We start from the raw sequence: 22,880 nt of genomic DNA, 5'->3' as shown, positions 1-22,880 counted from the left end.
CTTAATGATGATGTCCGTGTCCACCGCAACCGCAACCACCATCCTCGTGTCCGTGTCCATGTCCATGTCCCCCGCAGCACTCATGCTCATGCTCATGATCGTGACCACCGCAACCGCAAGTATGAGCCCCAGCCACCATGCCTGTTGCTTTTTCATCTTCTGTTGCATCTCTAACTTCTAAAACTTCAACATTAAATAGTAAATCTTTACCAGCATATGGGTGATTAAAATCAACTGTTACTTCGTCATCTTTGATCTCTTTAACAATAACACGAACGCTTGAGCCATCCTCATTTTGACCAAAAAGTTCCATTCCTTCATGCAAATCTATACCAGCAAATTGCTCTTTTGGTAACGACTGAATGGCTTCATTATTATATTCACCACAACCCTCTGCCGCCTTTACACTTATAGTTGCTCTTTCGCCTGATTTTAATTTGCTTACTTCTTTTTCAAGCTTTTCTATAATATGGCCATGCCCTGTTATAAACGAAATTTGGCCACCTTCTTGCATGTTTGACTCTAAAATTTCACCAGTATTAGCATCTTTTAGTTCGTAAAACATAGTTATAACTTGATCTTTACTCACAATAATCTCCTTAGATTTGGTTTTTTGATTAATGTGGGATTATATCTAAAAAAGATTAAAATTTAGTTTCTATTGGGAGAGGCTTTGGCTTCTTTACTATCTGGATAACCGACTTTTAAAGCCTTATAAAATCTATTTGCACTTTGCGTGTCACCTATCTTATCAAAGCTTATAGCTGTGTGATATAGAAGTTTTGGTGTATAGTCAGCCTTATCTTCGTTCTGTATGCTTTTTTTATAGTATTGTATAGCTGTACTGTATGATTTTTGACTGTAAGCAACTTCACCTAAATAATAATTTGTTGCACCAGTTTTATAGCCTTTTTTATTTAAATATTCAAAATATTCAGCTGCTTCTGTGCTATTGCCAGAATTTAGAAGTTTAATGCCATCAGCCAAAATATCTTTATCGCTTTTTCCACTAAAATTTGAAGTTGGCTTACTTTGTTGTTTTGGATTTGCATTTTGCTTTGGTTGAGCAGCATTTTTATCCATTATTGCACCTAATTTATTTAAGGCAGCAGTAATATTTTTGTAGTTTTTGTCTTGTATATCTCTAGTTTCATCAACATAAGCCTTCAATGATGTCAAACTTACACCAGAATCACTTATGCCACCATTTACCTTCGTCTCTATATCATTTATTCTTTGCTCAAGCTTATTCATTCTAGCACTCATGCTCTCAATCAAGCTTTGCAAACCTTGAAGTTGTTCTAAAACATTATTCATATTCTCTTCAATATTTTGAACGCTTCGCTTATTATTTAAGGTAACTTTTTCATTATCAGTTAGACCATATGGATTCGCACTATCCATATTGCCTGCATCAAAAGCTGAAATCTCTTGGCCAGAGGTAATGGAGATAGTGGCTCCAATCAGAGCCACTACAATTATTTTTTTGTTCATTATTATTTAATTATAAATTATGGAAGTACTTTGAAATCTGCACGTCTATTTTGAGCATCGCAAGCTTTTGTTTTGTCTGTACAAACTGGATTGCTTTCTCCAAAACTAACTACAGCGATTCTATCAGCACTAACGCCATTTCTTACAAGAGCATCTTTAGCACTTTTAGCACGTTTTAAACCAAGAGCATAGTTATACTCATCTGTACCCCACTCATCGCAGTTACCTTCTACTTTTATAGAAAGAGCTTGAGCGTCAGCTTGGTTGAATACTGATGCATTTGAGCTAACAACGCCTTGTTGATCAGCTTTGATATTAAATTTATCGAAGTCAAAGTATACGCTTTTAACTTGACTCTCGATGTTAGCAATAAGAGCTGCTAATCTATCAGCATCACTCATGCTACCTGAATTGTCTGCAGATTGATTTGAATTTGAATTCATATCAACTTCAGGGTTTTTTGAGCTACAACCGCTCAACAATAAAGTTGCAACTGCAACACTTGCTAGAACTACTTTTTTCATTCCTTATCCTTTTTTAGAAATTTGGTCGAATTATATCACAAAAATTTTAAATTTTATCAGAATCTTACCAATCTATAGATTGAATTTTTCCTACTTTTAAAGGAAACTGAAAACTTCTGTTTTCATTTAGCCTAACAACACCTAGTGAACTTTGACCGCCAAGCTCTTTTATAAAGACAACACTTTGCCCATCGCTTGAGAATCTTGGATAGTTATTTTTGCCATTTGCTGTAAGCTGTCGTATAAAATCCGTTTGAGTTGAAATTAGATATATATTAAAACTACCGCTTGCTTCCCTGCTTGAATAAACAACATAATTTTCAAATGTGCTTACAGAGTTATTATTCTTACCATGAAATACCATTTGTTCAACGCTTCCGCCAGAAATCGCAGGAGTTGCAAAAACATTAGGATAACCAAGCCTATCTGATACAAAAACTATCTTACTATCATTATCTACAAAATTTCCATTTACATCTATGCCTGGATAATTAGTAATCTGCGTCAAATTTTTGCTATTTGTATTATAGATAAATATATCTGGTTGATCTTTTGGTGCCATAGTTAATAAAATTTTACTTCCATCTTTACTAACATCTGAGGCTATAAGCATGCCAATGCTATCAATTATCTTTGTTTTTGTACCAGAATTTAGATCATATCTAAATAAAGTTGGCTTATTGCTTACATAAGATGTATAGTAAAATTTACTTTGATCAGCTCCAGCCCATTTAGGGAAAATATTTAGTCCACCACTTACTATGGTCTTTTGATATGTAAGTGTATAATCAGCAACTATGATAGAACTTTGGCGAGCTGAAGTATATTTTGAAAGAATAATAAATTTTTCCATCCAGCCAACTGGTGGTAAATTTAGTTCATTAGTAAGCTCAACTATACTTTTATGCGCTAAAAACGGATACTTTGCACCGTCTGGCATTGTATAAACCTTCTCATATCTTGTAGTTGCTGTCTTAGCGTTTATCAGTTTTACTCTTAAAGTAAGAGGCGAGCCCATAGAGCCTTCAAGAGCATATCTAAAGATAAGCTCGACGCCTTTATCACTCATTGTATTAGTGGTTGCATCTCCTTCATAGGTAGAAGGCACATGATCTTCGATTACTTCAAAATCGGAACTAACCTTTAGATCTCCTAGCATGATTTTAAAGAATTTATCTTTAAAAGCCATATCGCTAACAGCAGTTGTTGCATCTTGCAAAGCTATCTTTGGCAAGGCAATACCTTGATTTACAACAGATATCGTCGCATCAGCAGCATAAAGCCCTAAAGCAACGCATAAAAAAAGAAAAATTTTCTTCATCTCTACTCCATAATTTTATAAATTTTAGTTTATTTTATCTTCTAAATTTAAATTAAAAGTAGTGCTCTTGTCTGGATTGAAAGGAAATTTCTCCGTCGTAAGCTTTTCAAGACACTCTTTTACTTTTGCATTAAATTCTTCATTGTATGATAGCTCTAAAATTTCATAGCTAAAATTTCCACTTTGATCTATCATAACTTTAACTTTAGCCAAATTTGCAGAATCAGCCTTATAGCTTTGCCATCTTCTTTGAATTTGTTTTGTTATCGCACCCATTAGTGGATCGTAAGTACCGGTAGATTGTGATTTCGGAGCGGTTGGATTTTGATCTATCTTTAGGCTTTTTATAATATCACTAGCCTCTTTTGCAGCCTTTGAGCTAGAAGCCTCGCTCTTTTTACGGCTTTGCACTTTATTTTCAACCTTTTTTATACCATCATCTTTTTTAAGTTTTGTAGGGTCTATGTCACTAAAGAGATCTTTTATATTTGGCTCTTTGGGTTTTGGCTTTTCAACTGGCTTTGGTGTAGGCTTAGGCTCTGGTTTTGGCTCTGGTTTAACATCTTCTTTAGACTCTTCACTTGGTTTTGGGATTTCAGGCTTTGGTTCTGGTTTTTTAGGCTCAGGTTTTGGTTCCTCTTTTGGAGGAGTTGGTAAGCTTGGCGTAGGCAATGGTTCATCTGGTACAACAGGCTTATTTGTAGTCTCTTGCTTATCTTCTTCAGATTCCTTTTTAGGTTCAGGCTTTGTCTCTTTAACTACTTCATCTGCTTGTTTTGGAGCTTTAATGGTTTGATCAACTTCTCTATCAACCATAACCACATCCATAATAGCATCTTTATCATCAGTATATTTTTTAGGAGGTTCTGCAAAAAAAGTAAGCTTTATAAACAAAATAAGTATAATAATAACGTAAATACAAGACGCTACAAGAAACGAACTAAGCGTTGGAAATTTAACTTTATTTGACATTTTAACCGTTTGTCTCTAAAGCTACTTTATTAAAACCAGCACCTTTCAAAGTCTTTAATACAAACATAACATCATCGTATTTTAAATTTTTGTCAGCTTTTATATAGATAGGCGAGGTTTTATCGTATTTTGTACTCATTAATGCGATATTATCAGGAAACTCAGCAAGGCTCATTGTACTTTGATCAACTCTAACTTGTCCCTGCGAATTTATAGATACTATAAGGTCTTTTTGCTTAGATGTTGAAGTTTTTGCCTTTGAACCATCCGGAAGAGTAATATCCTCTTGATATGTTATGGTTGGCATAGTAACCATTAAAATGGCTAGTAAAACAAGCATAATATCAACAAGAGGAGTTATATTTAGCTCTGGTGTCTCATCGGTAAATTTAACGGCCATTTATAGTATCTCATCATCTTTTTTAAGTGCTATCATTACATCAGCCTGACGCTCAATAACGCTCATTAATTCATAAGCTTTTCTTTTTATGAGTAAGTTAAACGTATATGCTGGGATGGCAACAAAAATTCCGCAACCAGTTGCAACAAGTGCCTCTGAAATAGCTGGAGCGATAATACCAAGTGATGAACCTCCGCCATTTCCAAGCTGTGAAAATGTCTCTAAAATAGAAACAACGGTTCCAAAAAGACCGATAAAAGGCGAAGTAGATGCTATTACACTTAGCCACGTTAGTCCACTTGTAGCATTTTTCTCGGCTATACTTATACATACGTTTAGTTTTTCTCTTGAGATTCTTCCATTTGCACATTTTCTCAAAGACGAATCATTTGGAATATTTTTAGCACCCATAAGCAGTGCTTCAAGTGCATTTTGCTCACGTTTTTGCCAAGCTCCAATACCAGCCATTCTTGAAAAAAGAATTGTGAAACTAACTATAAAATATATTGACAGCCAAGTTAAAACAATAATTGTAATAAAACTACTTCTTTGAATGTAATTTAAAAATAAATCTATACCGCCCACTTATCTAGTTCTCACTACATTTTCCATTTTAGATATAGTTGCTGCAAAAGCATTTGTATCACTGCTCATGCTCTCTATCAAATTTCTAGCAGCTTCCAATGAATTTGCAAGCTCACTTTCACTATCACCAGAGACGTAAACCGCACCGTCAGCAAGTATTACTACCTTACCTTCGTCAATCTTTGCGTAGCCCCAGTTAATCGCAACAACATCATGTTTTTTATTTTTATGTTCTATATCTATAATACCTGCTTTTAAAAGAGATATTAATGAGGCATGGTTTGGTAAAACACCAAACTCACCCTCGCTACCTGGAAGCACTACACTGCTCACGTCATCATTAAATATCTGACCTTGAGGAGTTACGATCTCTAAATGTAATTTATCCATTACGCTTCCTTTTTAAATTTAAGCCTTAAGTTTCTCAGCTTTAGCTAAAGCCTCATCTATATTTCCAACCATATAAAATGCTGCTTCTGGTAAATGGTCATATTTACCCTCTAAAATTCCCTTAAAGCCAGCAATATTTTCGTCAAGACTTACATATTTACCAGGGCTACCTGTAAATACTTCAGCAACAAAGAATGGCTGAGATAAAAATCTCTCAATCTTTCTTGCTCTATCAACTGTTAGCTTATCTTCTTCGCTAAGCTCGTCCATACCAAGGATAGCGATGATATCTTGAAGATCTTTATATTTTTGGAGCACAGCTTGAACGCCACGAGCTACCTTATAGTGATCTGCTCCTAAAATTTGAGGATCAAGCATTCTTGATGTTGAATCAAGCGGATCAACAGCTGGATAAATACCTTTTTCTGCAATAGATCTATTAAGAACTGTTGTGGCATCAAGGTGCGCAAAAACAGTTGCAGGAGCTGGGTCTGTAAGGTCGTCCGCAGGAACGTAAACGGCTTGAACAGAAGTGATTGAACCTTTTTTAGTTGATGTAATTCTCTCTTGGAATTTACCCATCTCACTTGCAAGAGTTGGCTGGTAACCAACAGCTGATGGAATACGTCCAAGTAGAGCTGACATCTCTGCACCTGATTGAGAGAAACGGAAGATATTATCGATAAACATCAAAACGTCAAGTCCCATCTCATCACGGAAATACTCAGCCATTGTAAGACCAGTTAGCGCGATACGGTTTCTTGCTCCTGGTGGCTCATTCATTTGACCATAACACAAGGCAACTTTATCCAAAACGTTACTTTCCTTCATTTCGTGATAAAGGTCATTTCCTTCACGAGTTCTCTCACCAACACCAGCGAATACAGAATAACCGCTGTGTTTAAACGCAACGTTATGGATAAGCTCCATAATAATAACCGTTTTACCAACACCAGCACCACCAAATAGGCCTACTTTACCACCTTTTGCATAAGGGGCTAGAAGGTCGACTACCTTGATACCGGTTTCAAAAATTTCACTCTTTGTACTTTGCTCTTCAAATGGAGGAGGATCGCGGTGAATAGACCAATGCTTATCAAAATTTATTCCCTCGCCCTCATCGATCAAATCACCAACTACGTTAAAAATTCTACCTAGAACTTTTTCACCAACTGGAACACTAATAGGCGCACCAAGCGCTTTAGCCTCTAAGCCACGAGTCAAGCCCTCGCTCATGTCCATAGCAATAGTTCTGACTCTATTATCACCTAGGTGAGCAGCAACTTCTAATATTAGTTTATGTTTCTTGCCCTCAACCTCAAAGAAAACTTCGATAGCTTCATTGATCTTCGGCAAGTAGTCATTAAAGTCAACATCGACCACAGGGCCCATAACTTGACTAATAACACCCTTCATTCATACTCCTTTTATTTCATTGATTCAACACCACTGATGATCTCAATAAGCTCAGTGGTAATAGACTCTTGTCTTGCTTTATTGTAAGCAAGATTTAACTGTTTGACGCGTTGTTTAGCATTGTTTGTTGCATTATCCATAGCTTGCATTCTAGCGCTGTGCTCAGCCGCTAAAGAGTCAACTAAAGCATAATACATACTATACTCAAAATATTTATTAAGCAATTCATCCATAATCTTAGTATAGTTGTCCTCTGGTTCAAATTCCATCAAAGAATTTGTCTCAACAGCAACTATCTTAGACGGCTCAATAGGCACAATATCATTTACTCTAATCTCTTGAGAAATCATATTTTTATAACCATTGTGTATTAGCACGACTTTATCAGTTATGCCGTTTGTAAAGTCATCGATGGCATCTTTTATGATTTTTTGAGCTTTTTCATATGTAGGAGAAGAGCTAGCTCCGACGTAAGTCTCAAGTAGTTCAACGCCTTGAAAATTGAAAAATTCTATACCTTTTTTACCAACAGCTCTTAGTCTGACCTTGATCTTTTTGGCTTTTAGCTCATCAATCATGCGCCTAACTGTCTTTATAGTTTGGACATTAAAGCCACCGCAAAGCCCTTTATCAGCGGTAACAAATATAATATCAACCTTTTCTACACTCTTTGTTGTGTTAAAAAATTTACTCTCAGTCATAACTGATGCATATTGATTGATCTTATAAGCTATCTCCGATAAAACCTCATTGATCTTAAGTGCGTAAACTCTAGAGTATCGAGCAGCCTCTTCGGCTTTGCGAAGCTTTGCTGTTGAGACAAGCTTCATCGCACGCGTCGTCTTTTGAGTATTCTGGACGCTCTTAATCTTTCGTTTTATATCTTTTAAATTTGACATATCTTAGCCCTAGTTAGCGGCAAAAGTCGCTTTAAAATCTTTCAACGCTTTATGTAAAATTTCTTCTACTTCTTTATCAAGAACCTTTTTAGTTCTGATTTGCTCAAAAATTTCAGGGTATTTTGCCTCAATATATGGATATAGCTCAGCCTCAAATTTTGTTACATTTGCAGTTGCAACATCATCTAAATAACCTTTAGCACCAGCAAATATGATAACTACTTGATTCTCAACTGGAAGTGGAGAATATGGAGGTTGTTTTAGTACTTCAACCATCTTTTGACCGCGCTCTAGTTGTTTTCTTGAACTCTCATCAAGGTCACTTGCAAACTGAGCAAACGCCTGTAGTTCACGGTACTGAGCAAGGTCTAGTCTTAACGTACCAGAAACTTGTTTGATAGCTTTGATCTGAGCTGCACCACCGACACGAGAAACAGAAAGACCAACGTTGATCGCTGGGCGGATACCTGAGTTAAATAAGTCACTTTCAAGGAAAATTTGACCATCTGTAATAGAAATAACGTTTGTTGGAATATAAGCTGAAACGTCACCTGCTTGAGTCTCAATAATAGGTAGAGCTGTCAAAGATCCAGCACCTAGTGCGTCATTTAGTTTACTTGCTCTTTCTAGAAGTCTTGAGTGAAGATAGAAAACGTCGCCTGGGTAAGCTTCACGGCCTGGTGGTCTTCTTAAGATCAAAGACATCTCACGGTAAGCAACCGCGTGTTTTGACAAGTCATCATAGATGATTAATGCGTGGCGAGAGTTATCTCTAAAGTATTCACCCATTGTTACACCAGCATAAGGAGCAAGGTATTGAAGAGCAGCTGCATCACTAGCACCAGCATTTACAACTATCGTGTAGTCCATAGCGCCGTACTCTTCAAGTTTTTTAACGACTTGAGCAACGGTTGATTGTTTTTGACCGATAGCTACATAGATACAAATAACATCTTGACCCTTTTGGTTGATGATAGTATCGATAGCAACTGTTGTTTTTCCAGTTTGGCGGTCGCCAATGATTAGCTCTCTTTGTCCTCTACCGATTGGCACAAGTGCATCGATCGCTTTAATACCTGTTTGAAGTGGCTCATGAACGCTCTTTCTAGCCATAATACCTTTTGCTTTTTCTTCAACAAAGCGAGATTCGGTAGCTTCAATTGGGCCTTTTGCGTCGATTGGCTCACCTAGTGAATTTACAACACGGCCGATCAATGCGTCGCCAACTGGCACACGTAGAAGTTTTTTTAGTCTTTTTACAGAGCTTCCTTCTGTGATACCGCTAGTTTTTCCAAGGATAACTATACCAACACTGCTCTCTTCAAGGTTAAGAGCCATGCCCTTTTCGCCGCTTTCAAACTCAACCATCTCACCAGCCATAACGTTTTTCAAACCATAAACGTTAGCAACGCCATCAGCAACTGAGATGACTTTACCGGTCTCTTCTACATCAACACTTAAATCAAAATTTTCAATACGCTCTTTGATTATCGTGCTAATTTCGTCAGCTTTAATTTTTGCACTCACGCTTTCACTCCTTTTTAAATTGCTTTTAATATATATTCACTCATTTGACTTTTTAGTCTGTCGATAGAGAAATTTACCTCGACACCTAAATCATCTAACTCAACTTTTACGCCGTTGTAATCGCTCTTTGAGCCATCAAGCTTGATCTTAGAGTTAAATTTCTTAGAGAAATTCTCTTCTAGAGCTTTTAACTGATCAACGCTTAGATCAAAATTTCCAATAACCTCGCCACGATATGTATTTTCAAGCAAAGATTGCTCTATCTTCATCTCGTTTAAGATCGCTGGGATAAGTTCCAGTCTTTTATTTGCGCCAAGAAGCTTAATAAAATTTGCAAATTTGACATCTTGATTTTTAACCAAAGATAGTACAAAATCAACCTTTTGTGAAGCCTTTAATGTTGGCAAACTTATAATGCTTTTAAATTTATCGCTAGCAAAAGCTGCTGCCAGCTCTGATAAATTTTCAACAAATACATTAAGTTCATTTGATTTTACGTCACTTAAGATCGCTTTTACGTATTTTTTAGCTACTACTTCATTCATTAGCTAACCTTTTTAAGTATGATATTTACAAGCTCTTTTTGATCGACTTTTAGGCTATCGCTTGAGAAGATGTCGCTCAAAATTTCATTTACAACGCCTTTTGTCATCTTGCGCTCTTCAAATTCTTTTTGCTCTTTGTAACTCTTTTGGAGGTTTGCTATATCATTTTGAGTATCACTTTTAACCTTAGCAACTAAATTTAAAGCCTCTTTTTTAGCAGTTTCGATTAGGGAATTTGCATTTTGTTTAGCTTCCTCAACACGTTTTAGAGCATCATCTTTTTTGGCTTTAGAATCGCGTAGCTTTTCTTGGATACTTTCAAGCTTGTTTGCGATCCTGTCAATTCTGCTTTGATAAAGAGCTTTTAGTGGCTTAGCTGCAAAATATACCAAAATAGCAAAGAAAAGTAAGAAGTTTAGCGTTCTCTCTACTATATCGTAATTTGTTCCGCCATGCCCACTGGCATAAGCTAGAAATGGAAGTGCTAGAAAAAATAAAATTTTTATCTTCATAAAATTCCTTTAAATTTTAGAGAGCTTGGCATTTAAAGCCGCCCTAAGTTCAGGTAGTTTAGCTGATAGATCTGCCTTTAAGTTATCTTTATGGGAGCTTAAAGCATTTAAAAATTCATTGTAATCAACCTCTAAACTAGTTTTTACAGCATTTACTTCTTTCAAAGACTCTTCTTTTGCCAAATTTAAGGCTTCTTGCCTTATTTTATTGGCCTCAGTCCTTGCGTTTAATATAATCTCTTCAATCTCTTTTTCATGAACACTTAGATCACTTGCATTTTTACTAGTACTCTCTTCATCATTTTTTATAGAGGCATTTCTGTCATCTATGAATTTGAGCATTGGCTTATAAAGCAAGGAATTCAAAATAGCGATCAATACCAAGAAAACGATAGCCGTTAAAAGCATCAATGGCACATCTATTTCTAACATCCACTCTCCTTATTTTATCATTAAGTTTTATTTAATATTCAAATTAAAGTCTGATTTTACAATAAATTACTAAAAATAAAAATAAATTTGTAATTCTATTTTAGCCTAGCAATAAATTCTTCCACCTGTGAAATATTATTAAATTCTAAAACTAGATTGCTAGATTTTACTTTTGCTTTTATCTTTAAATTTTTAAAAATTTCTTGTAAATTTGATAGTTTTTTACTCATTTCCTCAGAAATTTTTGGCTTTTTGTCTTTTATCTCTTCCTTATTTTTTATCTTTTTTACTAAAATTTCTGTGTCTCTAACGCTTAGCTTTTGACCAATTATCGTATCAACAACCATCCTTTCTTCTTCAGTACTAAGTCCTACTATGACTTTAGCGTGACCTTGCGTTAGCTTATCTTCTTGTAAAAGTTTTTGCGTGTAGTCACTAAGAAGTAAAAGCCTCATCGTATTTGTTATTTGTGTTCTACTTTTATGAATGATATTTGCCAAGCCGTCTTGTGTGATCTTATACTCATTTATGAGCTCTTTATACGACTTTGCAAGTTCGATTGGATTTAAATTTTCACGTTGAATATTTTCAATAAGTGCAAGCTCTCTTAAATTTTGAGACTTGATATCAGCGATGATCGCCTTTATCTTGCTTGCTCCAAGCATCTTTGTGGCGCGGTATCTGCGCTCACCAGCTATTAACATATAGCCATCATCTTTTTTGATAACAATTATTGGCTGGATCAGTCCGTGCCTTTTGATGCTAGCACTTAGCTCCTTTAAGGCTTCTTCGTCAAAATGCGTTCTTGGCTGGTATGGGTTTGGTAAAATTTCATCTATATTTATCTCTTCGACTATCTCAGAGTCGTTTAAATTTGCGATCTCTTTACTGTAGGCCTGCTCTACATCTTCAAGTATCGCGCTAAGACCGCGCCCTAATCCACCTTTTTTAGCCATTTTTTTCCTTATTTTTTAGTTTAAAATACAATATGCCAAATTTTGATACGCGATCGAGCCTGGTGATTTTATATCATAAAGTATCACTGGCTTACCGAAACTTGGGCTTTCAGCAAGTTTCACATTTCTTGGAACGACCACAAATTCCTCTTTGCTGTCCTTACTCTTAAAGAGCTTATTTTCAAAATGCTGCTTTAAATTTGCAATTGTCTCTTTTGAGAGATTGTTTTGCGAGCTAAACATAGTCGGTAAAAAGCCCTTTATGTTAAGCTTTGGATTTATCGTTTTTTTGATGATCTTAACTGTATTTAGGATCTGCGCTAGTCCCTCAAGTGCATAAAATTCACATTGAATCGGGATAATAACGCTATCGCTTGCACTAAGAGCATTTATCGTGATGCTGCCAAGTGCCGGAGGGCTATCAATGATAATAAAATCATAGTCGTTTACAACTTCTGAAATTTTATTTTTAAGGATTAGCTTATAGTCCTTATTTTGATCGTTAAATTCTTGCTCAATGCCGACAAGCCCAATATTTGATGGAGCTAAAAAAAGTGTTGGGATCTCAGTTTTTAACACGATTTGCGAGAGCTTTTTTCTATCTGTTAAGACGTGATAGATGTTAAACTCATAGTCGCTTCTACTAAAACCAAGTCCAGTCGTCGCGTTTGCCTGTGGATCAATGTCTATTAATAATACTTTTTTTTCAGCAACCGCTAATGACGCGGCTAAATTTACGGCTGTTGTAGTCTTGCCAACGCCGCCTTTTTGATTAGCTATTGTTATTACTTCGCTCATCTTAAAGAATATACCTTTTCCCCATTTAGTAAAATCGCTCCATCCTCGCAAATTTCAGTATCTTGAAGCGAAACAGCCTTATTTGCAATATGCGTAATAAAACTTTTTGACTTGCAAAAGTCTATCCTAAATTTGCTAAAAATTGGCTTCCATAAAATCTTTTTATCAAGCATGCTAACAAAGCCCCAAACTAGCTCATCTACGCTAGTTTTTATATCTAAAATGCCCGCATTTTCGGGCGCGCTAGCTAAATTTATTCCCATGCCGCAGATGTAAAATTCATCCACTTTATTTGTCAAAGTACCGCCTATTTTACGCTCGTCCACGTAAAAATCATTTGGCCATTTTAGCCAGCACTTTGAGCCAAGCTCACTCAAGACTTCACGCATCAACATAGAAAAATATATCGAGATCGAGGGCGGAGGTATGTCGCTTGGCAGCTCATATTCGCTTATGCAAAATGACATAAACAAATTTCCGCCAAGCCCCTCCCAGCTGTTGCCACGGCTGCCGACCCCTTTGGTTTGATTGTATGCCACGACCATGTGCGGAGGCTTTATCTCGCCGTTTTTTAGGGCGTCTATCAAAAATTCCTGCGTCGAAGGCAGACTCTGGATAAACTCAACCTTCAAATCACACCTTAAATTTATAGAAGTGATTTACCGGATTTTGTCCACCGCCGATGATGACCGCGTTTTTAATAGCATTAAAGATATAATCATGCGCATTTTTCACGCTCTCTTTTAGACTATGGCCATTTGCTAAATTTGAAGCGATCGCGCTTGATAGCGAACAGCCTGAGCCGTGTGTCGCAGTCGTTTTTATGCGCTCATCGCTAAAAATTTCGTACTCGCTGCCATCATAAAATATATCAAGCGACTTGCCATTAAGCTCGCCACACTTTAGATAGACGCTCTTTGTGCCAAATTTTAAAAGATCCTTGCAAGCCTCTTTTAGTTCGCTCTCACCCTTTAGCTCGCGCTTTAAAATTTCACGCGCTTCAAAGATATTTGGTGTGATCACGCTTGCAAGCGGGAAAAGCTCCTCCACGATCGCATCTTTTGCAGCGCCCTCTAGCCAGATGTCGCCATTTTTACAGCTCATGACCGGATCAAGCACAACTGGCGGTAAATTTTTGATCTCTCTTAGTGTTTTTGCGACGCATTTTATGATATCTACACTTGGAACAACGCCTATTTTTATCACATCAACTCTTATATCATCAAATATCGCCTTGATCTGATCCTCGATGAGCTTAGTATCAACTAGCTGCATGCCAAAGATACCCTTTGTATTTTGAGCAGTGACCGCCGTGATCGCTCCCATCGCATATACGCCGTGTGCTATAAAGACCTTTATATCAGCTAAAACTCCAGCTCCACCGCTTGGATCAACACCTGCTATACTTAGTGCATTTTTCATATTTTCTCCTATAAATTTTTGATTTCTACTCTATCTTGTCGCCAACGCTAAGACGCTTACCATTTATATATGCTTTTGCGTTTGTTGGCTTTTTGCTTGGCTCTTGAAGCTCGTAAATTTTGACCGCCCCACCATTGCAAGCAACCACAACGTGATCTTTTTCTACACTTAAAATTTCTCCGCTTTTGCCACTTTTTTCGCTTAGCTCAAGCGATAAAATTTTTAGTCCGTTTGCCAAATAAATCCCAGGCCAAGGTGTGAATGCACGAAATTTATTATAAATTTGCCCCGCATTTTCATCAAAGCTAAAAAGTCCGTCACTCTTGCTTATCTTTTTGCAGTGCGTGGCCTCGCTCTCATCTTGCTTTTGTGGTTTTAAATTTTCAAAATTTCTTAGCACTTTTACGATTAGCTCACCGCCAAGCTCGCCAAGCTCACTAAAAAGTTCGCTTGACATCTTACTCTCGCAAGGTGTGTAGATGAAGTCCAGCATATCGCCAGTATCAAGGCCAGCATCCATTAGCATTGCAGTAACGCCAGTTTGCTTCTCGCCTGATAGGATCGCACTTTGTATAGGGCTCGCACCTCTATATTTTGGTAAGATCGAAGCATGCAAATTTATGCAAGTTGCAGCGTCAAGCACGCTTTGAGGCAAAATTTTGCCATAAGCTGCCACGACGATAAAGTCTGGACTAAACGCCTTTAGCTCGGCAACCACCGCCTCATCTTTTAGCGTATTTGGCGTAAGGACTGGCACACCTGCTAACTCGTTTTGCGCATAAATTTTTACCTCACTTGAAGTCAAAATTTGCTTTCTGCCAACTGGCTTATCAGGCTGGGTAAAGACCGCTTTTATATTAAAGCCAGCTTCTTTTAGGTGCCTAAGTATCCTAACCGCATAATCAGGCGTCCCCATAAAAACTACATTCATCACTTTCCTTTAAATTTCAACGACTTTTATTTTGATCTATGTTTTTGCTATCCCACGGCCAAGAGCTGCAAGGATCTTCTTTCCAATCAATCTTTTGAAACAGTAAACTTCCTAGCTCATCAACGCTAATTTTGCCGTTATGATTGGTATCTAACCTCTTAAATTCCTGCCCAGTGCATAGATCTGGCGCTATTTTTAGAGCTTGGGGCGCTTTGCAGGTCATCCATTCATCTAAATTTAGCGCGCCGTCGCGATTATTATCATTAAAATCCAAAAACATATATGCCGGATCGGCTGGATCACAGCTATATGCGCTAAGGTAAAATAGCATAATGCAAAAAATTTTCTTCATTTTATATTCTTAAATTTTTAAGTTTAAAGCGCCAAAAAGTCGCAACTCAAAGCTTCTTTTTAAGCAACTCAAGCAGTGCAAATTTAAGCTCATCGATGTTCTCGTTTGTCGCTGACGAGATCGGCAAAATAAAGTATGGTTTTTTGGCGTCAAAGCTGTATAGATCTTGCTTGTAGATAAATTTACCATCTTGTCTTGGCTCTAAATTTATACTCTTCATAAATTCTTTTATATTTTCATCTAAATTTTCAGCCGCATCAACTCTAGTAATCGCAATAGCATAATCCCTGCTGGCAAGCACGCTTGAAAATTTAGCGACCTCCTCTTTTAGCACACTAAACTGCTCACTCATGCTTCTGTAATTCGCACTATCTATCATGAAAAGTAAAATTTTATTTCTCTCGATGTGCTTTAAAAACTGCACGCCAAGGCCGCGTCCGTCGCTAGCTCCCTCAATGATACCAGGGATATCAGCCATGACAAAGCCGCTAAACTCATCAACCTCAACAAGTCCAAGCTTTGGCGTAAGCGTGGTAAATTCGTAGTTTGCGATCTGTGGTTTGGCGTTTGATACGGCTGAAATAAGGGTTGACTTGCCGACATTTGGAAAGCCAACAAGGCCTACGTCAGCTATAAGTTTTAGCTCAAGTCTGACCTCCACGCTCTCTTCTGGCATACCCTTCTGAGCATACTCTGGGGCTTGGTTGATAGAGTTTTTAAAGTGAAAATTTCCAAGTCCGCCCTTGCCACCTTTTAGAAATAGCGTCCTTTGTCCCTCATTTACCATGTCGCAAAGTAGCTCATTCGTCTGTGCGTCATAGACCGCCGTTCCTGGTGGCACGATGAGTTCTAGGCTCTCGCCCTTTTTACCAGTCATGCGTCTGCCCATGCCAGCCTCACCGTCGCTAGCTCTCATCGCCCTTTTACCCTTGTAGTTTGCCAGAGTGTGGGTGTTGTTGTCGCAGACAAAATAAACATCTCCGCCATCTCCGCCATCTCCGCCATCAGGACCACCTAAAATGACGTGTTTTTCACGGCGAAAACTCACAGCTCCAGCTCCACCATGCCCCGAACTTAGAGTCAATCTTGCACTATCTATAAACATTTTTTACCTTAAATTTTTTATTTGGATTATATCCAACTTTACTGAAATTAAATCGTAATATCTTGTCTAAAATAAAGCAAAGATAATCAGTATGAAGCCTAAAATATAAAGTTATGGTTGATTTAAAATTTCTCTCAAATAGCTATTTGAAAAATTCTAAACACTAAATAAAAATTTTGATTTTTGAATAATTTTAAGAAAGAAAGGGGCGATTGCCCCTGAGATTATGCAGCTGGATAAACAGATACTTTTTTTCTGTTTTTATCAAGTCTTTCAAATTTTACAAAGCCATCGACTAATGCAAAAATAGTGTGATCTTTGCCAAGACCTACGTTATTTCCAGCGTGAGTTGCTGTTCCTCTTTGACGGATGATTATATTTCCAGCACGAACGAACTCACCACCAAATTTTTTAACACCTAATCGGCGTCCGATACTATCACGGTTATTTTGGGTTGAACCTTGACCTTTTTTGTGTGCCATATCTTATCTCCTTAAGCTGCGATACTTACGACTTTTACACGTGTAAATTGTCTTCTAAAGCCGCGTTTTAGTTTTGAGTCTTTACGTCTGCGTTTTTTGTAGATAACTACTTTTTTGTCTTTGCCTTCATTTACGACCTCAAGAACAACTTTTGCACCCTTCACAAATGGCGCACCTACCTTTACTTCGCCGTCATTTACAGCCAAAACTTCTGTAATCTCAACGGTTGATTTAGCTTCAGCACTAAAGTGATCTAGCTTAAGGTACTCGCCCTCGCCAACACGATATTGCTTACCGCCATGCTTAAATATAGCGTATTTTGACATACTCTACCTTTCTAAAATTTGGTAAGACCAAAAAGCACTTTTTTGCAAAAGATTTATGGAGCTTTGTTGGTTGTAAGGTGTGAATATTAGCCAAAAGTTTATAAATTCTTCTTTAATGCTCCTGATTTTATGATCTCGTCGGCCAAATTTTTAATCATCGCATCGTGATCCAGAAAAAATGTTTTGTCATTTGGCAAATATGGCTGATATATCAGAGTTTTAGCTACTGGCGCATTTAAAATCACATTTATCAGTTCAAGCTCAGGCAGAAAAGTAAAATAAAGTTTTGGCTTGGGAATTTCATTTTGAAAGAGCCTTTTTGCGTAAAATTTACTGAAATTTTCGTTCTTTGGTAGCTTGATCTCTTTAAAGAGCTCAAACGATAAAAAGTAGCGTGCCAAAGCGTGAAGTCCGTGTGCGAAAATATAAAGCCTTTTTTCAAATTTAGGCGCATCTGTCCTGCCAAATGTAGAGCAAAATTTCTGCAAATGCTCGCTCATAGCGGCCGTATCTTTTTCATGCAAGGCAAGTACAAACTTAACCGCTTCTCTTTCATTTGCTGGCTTTTTGGACTCTGCAAAGGCGTGAGCCTTTTCTAGGGCAGGGGCAAGTAAATTTTCATCTTGCCAAAGCATTGCCGTGAGCAAATCATGCATAACGCATAGAAATTTATAGCCATTTTTGCTGGGTGGCAGGCCTTTTGGAAAGATCCTTGCCATACTATCTGTGTCACCGCAAGCGATAGCAAAAAATGCCGGTATGAGCCTCTCACACTGATCGTATCCACCGCTACATCCTGGGAGTAAATTTAGCTTAGCGTATTGAAAAATGAGATCATTTAGCCTCTCGGCATCGCCATCAGCTAGGCACTTTTCAAGGTAAATGTCGTAGCATCTAGCTCTTAAAAAAGAGAGTAATCGTATGAACTCACATAAAAAGTCGTATTCGTTTAAATTTTTCTCTTTTATTTGGTCGTAAATGCTTACATACTCGTCTAAAAGTAGCTCTTCATCGCTTTTTGGTAGTTTTTTGGTTTTGAAAATGTTAAATAAGCCTTCTAAAAATGACATTTTGTGTCTCCTTATTTTTGCTAATTTTAGCCAAAAAAGGCCTAATTTTCACGTGCAAAAGGTGGCTTTAGCGGATAGTTTAACCGCATTTTGGCTATAATCGCCCCAAATTTAAGCAAGCTTAGGATAAAGATGGCAGGCGAAGATCAGGAAAAAACCGAAGAAGCGACCCCCAAAAAGATAGAAGATGCCAAAAAAGACGGCAACGTCCCCAAAAGTCAGGACCTAGCTGGGTTCGTGACCCTAGTTATTGCTATTGGCGTACTACTTGCGATGCTAAATTTTATGAAAGAACAGATCATCTCACTTTATATATACTATTCAAAATTTATCGGTCAGCCACTGACCTTGCCAACTGTAAAAATGATCGTCGTAAATACCTTTGCAAGATCGCTTCTTATGATACTTCCGGTTTGTATCTGTGTGGCGATCGCTGGTGTCATCGCAAATGTAATGCAGTTTGGATTTATCTTTACCACAAAGCCTATAATGCCAAATTTTGGCAAGATAAATCCACTAAAGGGACTAAAAAATTTATTCTCGATGAAAAAAGTGATAGACAGCATCAAAATCGTGCTAAAAGTTAGCATTGTCTTTGGTGTTGGATTTTATTTTTTCTTGCAGTTTATCAAAGAGCTTCCACACACGCTCTTTTTTTCTATGTTTGATCAGCTTGCTTGGCTAAAAGAAAAGCTCATTATCCTAGTTAGCGTTATGCTTTTTATACTTTTCGTGATCGGACTTATCGACCTTCTCATTGTGCGTTTTCAATACTTTAAAGACCTTCGTATGAGCAAGCAAGAGATAAAAGATGAGTATAAGCAAATGGAAGGAGATCCGCAGGTAAAAGGCAGAATTCGTCAAGCACAAATGCGTGCAGCCAAGCGTCGAATGATGCAAAATATCCCACAAGCTGACGTAGTCATCACAAACCCTACTCACTACGCCGTGGCGATAAGATATGATAAAAGTCGCGATGAGGCGCCGATAATACTTGCCAAAGGTGTTGATTTTTTAGCACTGCAAATAAAAAAAATAGCCGTTGAAAATGGTGTGCAAATTTATGAAAATCCACCACTCGCAAGAGAGCTTTATAAAATTTGTGAAGTCGATGATACGATACCGGCACATCTTTTTAGAGCCGTAGCTGAGGTGCTAAGCTTTGTTTATATGAGCAATAAACAAAAATTTAAAGATAAGCTTTGATAAATTCTACCCTTGCTACTAGAAGTTACTAGCAGCAAGAGAATTTATCTATTATAGATATCCAAAAGCAGTTGCAAAAATATAGCCAAATATACAAGAAGATATAACACCAATAAGACCCGGAATGATAAAGCTGTGATTGATAACAAATTTACCAATATGTGTCGTACCGCTTCTATCAAACTGAATAGCTGCAAGATCGCTTGGATATGTTGGCAGGATGTAGTATCCGTAGCAAGCTGGCGCAAAGGCTAGAATGATAGCAGGATTAACATCGATATTTAATGCTAATGGCACAAATGCAACCAAGGCTGCAGCTTGAGAATTTACAAATTTTGAGATAATCAAGAGCATAACCGCATAAGTCCAAGGGTGCTCTTTTACGATGCTTCCTAGCGCCTCTTTCATCATCGGAGTGTGCACTGCAAACATAGTCTCAGCCATCCAAGAGATACCAAATACTGCAACAAGAGCGATCATACCTGATCTAAATATCTCGTTTTTACCGATCTTGCTAGCATCTGTTGGTGTAAAGATTAAAATGATAGCGCCAGTTAAAAGCATGAAAATTTGGATAACATGAACCATACTTAGGCTCTTTGAAGATGCTTGTTTGTTGCTTATATTGATGTAAGCACCTTGGAATTCTTCTTTTGCGCCTTTTTCATTTATATATGTTACTGCACCATCAGCTGTACGAGTAAGAGTTTGATTTGCATCTTTGCCGATGATTTTGACTGATTGAGCTTTTTGATTGGCATTTAGCTTATCGTTTGCTACTTTTAGCTCAGCCGCCTCTGTTTGGATGCTAGCGTCTTTTATTTTTAAGGTTTTTAAAACTTTTTGTTCAGTTGGAAGGTTAGCTATTACTTGAACGACTGTTGCGTCTTTGTAAGTAGTCCAGCTTGGACGAAGATCTTTAAAATATCCAAGAAGTGCAACTACAAGGATAGAGCCTAAAAATATCCACATCGCAGCCCATTGATAGCCAGGAAGCTTTTTGCCTAAAAGCGTCGCACTATCGCCATAAACATATTTTTTAAACTCAGGATCTTGAAGCTTTGCTTGAAATACTTCGTCTTTATCAAGATCTTTGCCTCTAAACCAGCTAAAAATTCCTACCGCTAAAACGCCGCAAAATGTTGATGGAATCGTAATCTTTAAAAGATCTAAATACCCATCAAAGCCAGCTAGGTGAGTTTTAGCATTAATAAGAAAGCTTGTAAGAGTTACAACAGCAACAGAAACTGGGCTTGCGATGATGCCCATTTGTGAAGCTATTGAGCTTGCTGCCATTGGTCGCTCTGGGCGGATACCATTTTTGATAGCAATATCATAAACGATAGGAAGCACGGTATAAACAACGTGTCCAGTACCGCATAAGATAGTAAGTGTACATGTTACAAATGGAGCCAAGATACTTACATATTTTGGATTTTTTCTAAGTATAGTCTCTGCTATTTGAAGCATAACATCAAGGCCACCACTGGCTTGAAGCGTAGCACTTGCCACAACGACAGCAAGGATAGTTAGCATAACATCAATAGCTGGCTTACCAGGCTCGATGTTAAATCCAAAAACAAGAACTATAAGACCGATACCGCCTAGCATACCAAGTGCGATACCGCCTTTTTTAGCTCCGTAGAACAAACAGATAAGGACGATGAGAAGCTGGATAGCAAACTGCATGCCTTCACTTAAATTCATGAGAAAATCCATGAAACCTCCTAAGTTAATATAAATTTAACTAAGATTATATCTCTTATGAATTTAGATTAAACTTATATTTTAAGGATAACTTGATATAAATATAATATTTTGATTAAAAAGCTTATTTAGGATAAATTTTTACAAGATTGTATTTTACAAAATTTTTATTTGATCTTGAAGATTTTATTTGTCTTAGAATATATAAGATAAAGATAGCATTGTTATATTTTAAATTTATTAATAATAAAAATTTATTTAAACTTTATAAATAACCTAGAAGTCTTGTAAATACGAAATTTAATAGAACTAAGAGAAAGGGATTAATATTTAAGGAAAGGTTAATGGTGGTTAGAGGCAGAATCGAACTGCCTAGTATTTCTTAAGACTTATTTTGGTTTATAAATCCCTAAAATACGTTACTTTATATTTTATATAAGTTTATTAAAATTGCTAATAATGCCTAAGTAGATGGCACCCAATATGGCACATATTTTTAGACGTTAAATATTAAGATAAAAAACTACCTTGTTAAAAATACCAAGCTCACATTAAAATATTTCTACTCAAAAGTTATTATAAATGATAATATCACTGGTGTAAAAAATAATTGCGAAAAATACTTTTACGATAAAAAGTGCTGACGACTATACTCTATCTTTGCTAGGCTAATCCACTTAAAACACTTGAAACGGATAGAGATACTGGATCACATTTGAGTAGGCATCATAGTGTTTCTTGGTAATAGACTATTTGAGCTTAGGATAATTTGAACGCTTTTGCTTTCTTATATAGATCTTTTTTGACTTTACAATTCTTGCTTGTAGATTGATGTTTCTTTTGATAGATGCCACTATTATCACATCTCTTGCTGTTATTTTCATTACTCTTCCTTTTGTAAATATGCAGCAACTTAAAATGAAACATAGGCAAGATATGTCGCAAAAAATGAAAGCAAAAAGATCTACAATTTTTATGTAAGCGAAATGGCCCAAATTTATATATGGATTATGGAATTTAGCCCCCTTGATCGGGTCAAATTTGTTTAAATTTCATCGATACTACGTTTTTCGGAAAAATGGCTGAAGTGTTTCAATCCCCTTGATCGGGTCAAATTTGTTTAAATGTTATTGTTGATCAGTATGCAACAAGCGATTATGTAACTGTTTTAATCCCCTTGATCGGGTCAAATTTGCTTAAATACAGATGTAGCAGTAACTGAAAAAGCGGTAAGCGAGTTTCAATCCCCTAAATCGGGTCAAATTTGTTTAAATTAAAATGCCTACAAAAGATAGTTTTAAAGTGCTTACTGGGGTTCAATCCCCTTGATCGGGTCAAATTTGTTTAAATAGCCTAAAAGACTATTTTTGCAAAGGAAAAATTAGCAAAATTATTTAAGAAACTGGCTTTAAAGATACCTAAAATTCGTGAAAAGCTCAAAAAAGTTCGCAAATGTATAGGTATTTAAAAATACTAACTCCATAAAATTAACAATGATAAGTGAAAGA

Annotated in this window: 27 protein-coding genes; 1 reads left to right on the top strand and 26 read right to left on the bottom strand. The window is 36.9% G+C overall.

Annotated features, from left to right (window positions below):
* Position 1 precedes the first annotated feature (1 nt).
* The 24 genes from F3G75_RS04080 to F3G75_RS03965 all read right to left on the bottom strand — a co-directional run bounded on the left by F3G75_RS04080 (position 2) and on the right by F3G75_RS03965 (position 18,459).
* A complete protein-coding gene (locus F3G75_RS04080) occupies positions 2 to 589 on the bottom strand; it encodes an FKBP-type peptidyl-prolyl cis-trans isomerase (protein ID WP_149716655.1) in 588 nt (195 codons plus the stop codon).
* A 62-nt stretch (positions 590 to 651) separates the two neighbouring features.
* A complete protein-coding gene (locus F3G75_RS04075; RefSeq protein ID WP_087579669.1) occupies positions 652 to 1,494 on the bottom strand; it encodes a tetratricopeptide repeat protein in 843 nt (280 codons plus the stop codon).
* Between the two features lie 17 nt (positions 1,495 to 1,511).
* Entirely contained in the window at positions 1,512 to 2,018 is a 507-nt protein-coding gene (locus tag F3G75_RS04070) for an OmpA family protein (protein WP_021090913.1), read from the bottom strand.
* Between the two features lie 64 nt (positions 2,019 to 2,082).
* Positions 2,083 to 3,339: a Tol-Pal system protein TolB gene (gene tolB, locus F3G75_RS04065; protein WP_103629146.1), complete on the bottom strand. Its 1,257-nt coding sequence runs from the start codon at positions 3,337 to 3,339 to the stop codon at positions 2,083 to 2,085.
* A 24-nt stretch (positions 3,340 to 3,363) separates the two neighbouring features.
* Positions 3,364 to 4,311, bottom strand: coding sequence for a TonB C-terminal domain-containing protein (locus F3G75_RS04060; RefSeq protein ID WP_103582427.1), 948 nt, complete (start codon positions 4,309 to 4,311; stop codon positions 3,364 to 3,366).
* Between the two features lies 1 nt (position 4,312).
* The gene (locus F3G75_RS04055; protein ID WP_021090535.1) at positions 4,313 to 4,711 is read right to left on the bottom strand and encodes a biopolymer transporter ExbD; all 399 of its coding nucleotides are present in this window, start codon (positions 4,709 to 4,711) and stop codon (positions 4,313 to 4,315) included.
* A complete protein-coding gene (locus tag F3G75_RS04050; protein WP_051288435.1) occupies positions 4,712 to 5,296 on the bottom strand; it encodes a MotA/TolQ/ExbB proton channel family protein in 585 nt (194 codons plus the stop codon).
* Complete coding sequence (atpC, locus tag F3G75_RS04045) at positions 5,297 to 5,686, bottom strand: ATP synthase F1 subunit epsilon (protein ID WP_021090667.1); 390 nt, start codon at positions 5,684 to 5,686, stop codon at positions 5,297 to 5,299.
* Between the two features lie 18 nt (positions 5,687 to 5,704).
* The gene (gene atpD / locus F3G75_RS04040) at positions 5,705 to 7,102 is read right to left on the bottom strand and encodes a F0F1 ATP synthase subunit beta (protein ID WP_002939420.1); all 1,398 of its coding nucleotides are present in this window, start codon (positions 7,100 to 7,102) and stop codon (positions 5,705 to 5,707) included.
* A gap of 11 nt (positions 7,103 to 7,113) precedes the next feature.
* Positions 7,114 to 8,001 carry an ATP synthase F1 subunit gamma gene (atpG, locus tag F3G75_RS04035; RefSeq protein ID WP_002939426.1) on the bottom strand — a complete coding sequence of 296 codons (888 nt, stop codon included), beginning with the start codon at positions 7,999 to 8,001 and terminating at the stop codon, positions 7,114 to 7,116.
* A 9-nt stretch (positions 8,002 to 8,010) separates the two neighbouring features.
* Positions 8,011 to 9,528: a F0F1 ATP synthase subunit alpha gene (atpA, locus tag F3G75_RS04030; protein WP_009294343.1), complete on the bottom strand. Its 1,518-nt coding sequence runs from the start codon at positions 9,526 to 9,528 to the stop codon at positions 8,011 to 8,013.
* Positions 9,529 to 9,542: 14 nt separating this feature from the next.
* The gene (locus F3G75_RS04025) at positions 9,543 to 10,073 is read right to left on the bottom strand and encodes a F0F1 ATP synthase subunit delta (protein ID WP_149716654.1); all 531 of its coding nucleotides are present in this window, start codon (positions 10,071 to 10,073) and stop codon (positions 9,543 to 9,545) included.
* A complete protein-coding gene (locus tag F3G75_RS04020; RefSeq protein WP_149716653.1) occupies positions 10,073 to 10,585 on the bottom strand; it encodes a F0F1 ATP synthase subunit B in 513 nt (170 codons plus the stop codon). The genes F3G75_RS04025 and F3G75_RS04020 overlap by 1 nt, the downstream gene beginning before the upstream one ends.
* A 9-nt stretch (positions 10,586 to 10,594) precedes the next feature.
* Positions 10,595 to 11,017: a FoF1 ATP synthase subunit B' gene (locus F3G75_RS04015; RefSeq protein WP_149716652.1), complete on the bottom strand. Its 423-nt coding sequence runs from the start codon at positions 11,015 to 11,017 to the stop codon at positions 10,595 to 10,597.
* Positions 11,018 to 11,112: 95 nt separating this feature from the next.
* On the bottom strand, positions 11,113 to 11,973 hold the full coding sequence (locus tag F3G75_RS04010; RefSeq protein WP_149716651.1) for a ParB/RepB/Spo0J family partition protein: 861 nt from the start codon (positions 11,971 to 11,973) through the stop codon (positions 11,113 to 11,115).
* Positions 11,974 to 11,988: 15 nt separating this feature from the next.
* Positions 11,989 to 12,771 carry a ParA family protein gene (locus F3G75_RS04005; RefSeq protein WP_087576669.1) on the bottom strand — a complete coding sequence of 261 codons (783 nt, stop codon included), beginning with the start codon at positions 12,769 to 12,771 and terminating at the stop codon, positions 11,989 to 11,991.
* Complete coding sequence (locus F3G75_RS04000; RefSeq protein ID WP_149716650.1) at positions 12,768 to 13,403, bottom strand: biotin--[acetyl-CoA-carboxylase] ligase; 636 nt, start codon at positions 13,401 to 13,403, stop codon at positions 12,768 to 12,770. The genes F3G75_RS04005 and F3G75_RS04000 overlap by 4 nt, the downstream gene beginning before the upstream one ends.
* 1 nt (position 13,404) lies before the next feature.
* A complete protein-coding gene (gene thiD, locus F3G75_RS03995; RefSeq protein WP_149716649.1) occupies positions 13,405 to 14,193 on the bottom strand; it encodes a bifunctional hydroxymethylpyrimidine kinase/phosphomethylpyrimidine kinase in 789 nt (262 codons plus the stop codon).
* 25 nt (positions 14,194 to 14,218) lie between these two features.
* Positions 14,219 to 15,124: a methionyl-tRNA formyltransferase gene (gene fmt, locus F3G75_RS03990; protein WP_149716648.1), complete on the bottom strand. Its 906-nt coding sequence runs from the start codon at positions 15,122 to 15,124 to the stop codon at positions 14,219 to 14,221.
* Between the two features lie 16 nt (positions 15,125 to 15,140).
* The gene (locus F3G75_RS03985; protein ID WP_149716647.1) at positions 15,141 to 15,476 is read right to left on the bottom strand and encodes an EF-hand domain-containing protein; all 336 of its coding nucleotides are present in this window, start codon (positions 15,474 to 15,476) and stop codon (positions 15,141 to 15,143) included.
* A gap of 46 nt (positions 15,477 to 15,522) precedes the next feature.
* Positions 15,523 to 16,581 (bottom strand): GTPase ObgE, encoded by a 1,059-nt coding sequence (gene obgE, locus F3G75_RS03980; protein WP_149716646.1) that lies wholly within the window; start codon positions 16,579 to 16,581, stop codon positions 15,523 to 15,525.
* A gap of 224 nt (positions 16,582 to 16,805) precedes the next feature.
* Complete coding sequence (gene rpmA, locus F3G75_RS03975) at positions 16,806 to 17,063, bottom strand: 50S ribosomal protein L27 (protein ID WP_002942569.1); 258 nt, start codon at positions 17,061 to 17,063, stop codon at positions 16,806 to 16,808.
* An 11-nt stretch (positions 17,064 to 17,074) separates the two neighbouring features.
* Entirely contained in the window at positions 17,075 to 17,389 is a 315-nt protein-coding gene (gene rplU / locus F3G75_RS03970; RefSeq protein ID WP_087584631.1) for a 50S ribosomal protein L21, read from the bottom strand.
* 98 nt (positions 17,390 to 17,487) lie between these two features.
* The gene (locus F3G75_RS03965; RefSeq protein WP_149716645.1) at positions 17,488 to 18,459 is read right to left on the bottom strand and encodes a hypothetical protein; all 972 of its coding nucleotides are present in this window, start codon (positions 18,457 to 18,459) and stop codon (positions 17,488 to 17,490) included.
* A gap of 132 nt (positions 18,460 to 18,591) precedes the next feature.
* Here F3G75_RS03965 and flhB point away from each other — a divergent pair, with 132 nt between their 5' ends.
* On the top strand, positions 18,592 to 19,665 hold the full coding sequence (flhB, locus tag F3G75_RS03960) for a flagellar biosynthesis protein FlhB (protein ID WP_035167257.1): 1,074 nt from the start codon (positions 18,592 to 18,594) through the stop codon (positions 19,663 to 19,665).
* A 51-nt stretch (positions 19,666 to 19,716) separates the two neighbouring features.
* Here the strand turns inward: flhB and F3G75_RS03955 are convergent, their stop codons facing one another.
* Complete coding sequence (locus tag F3G75_RS03955) at positions 19,717 to 21,384, bottom strand: anaerobic C4-dicarboxylate transporter (RefSeq protein ID WP_072593834.1); 1,668 nt, start codon at positions 21,382 to 21,384, stop codon at positions 19,717 to 19,719.
* A 737-nt stretch (positions 21,385 to 22,121) separates the two neighbouring features.
* Positions 22,122 to 22,256: a hypothetical protein gene (locus F3G75_RS09510; RefSeq protein ID WP_262481472.1), complete on the bottom strand. Its 135-nt coding sequence runs from the start codon at positions 22,254 to 22,256 to the stop codon at positions 22,122 to 22,124.
* Positions 22,257 to 22,880 lie beyond the last annotated feature (624 nt).

The organism is Campylobacter concisus, from assembly GCF_902460705.1.
Lineage (GTDB): Bacteria > Campylobacterota > Campylobacteria > Campylobacterales > Campylobacteraceae > Campylobacter_A > Campylobacter_A concisus_Z.
The sequence above is the reverse complement of the archived record's forward strand: the minus strand, read 5'-3'. Positions and strand labels throughout refer to the sequence as shown.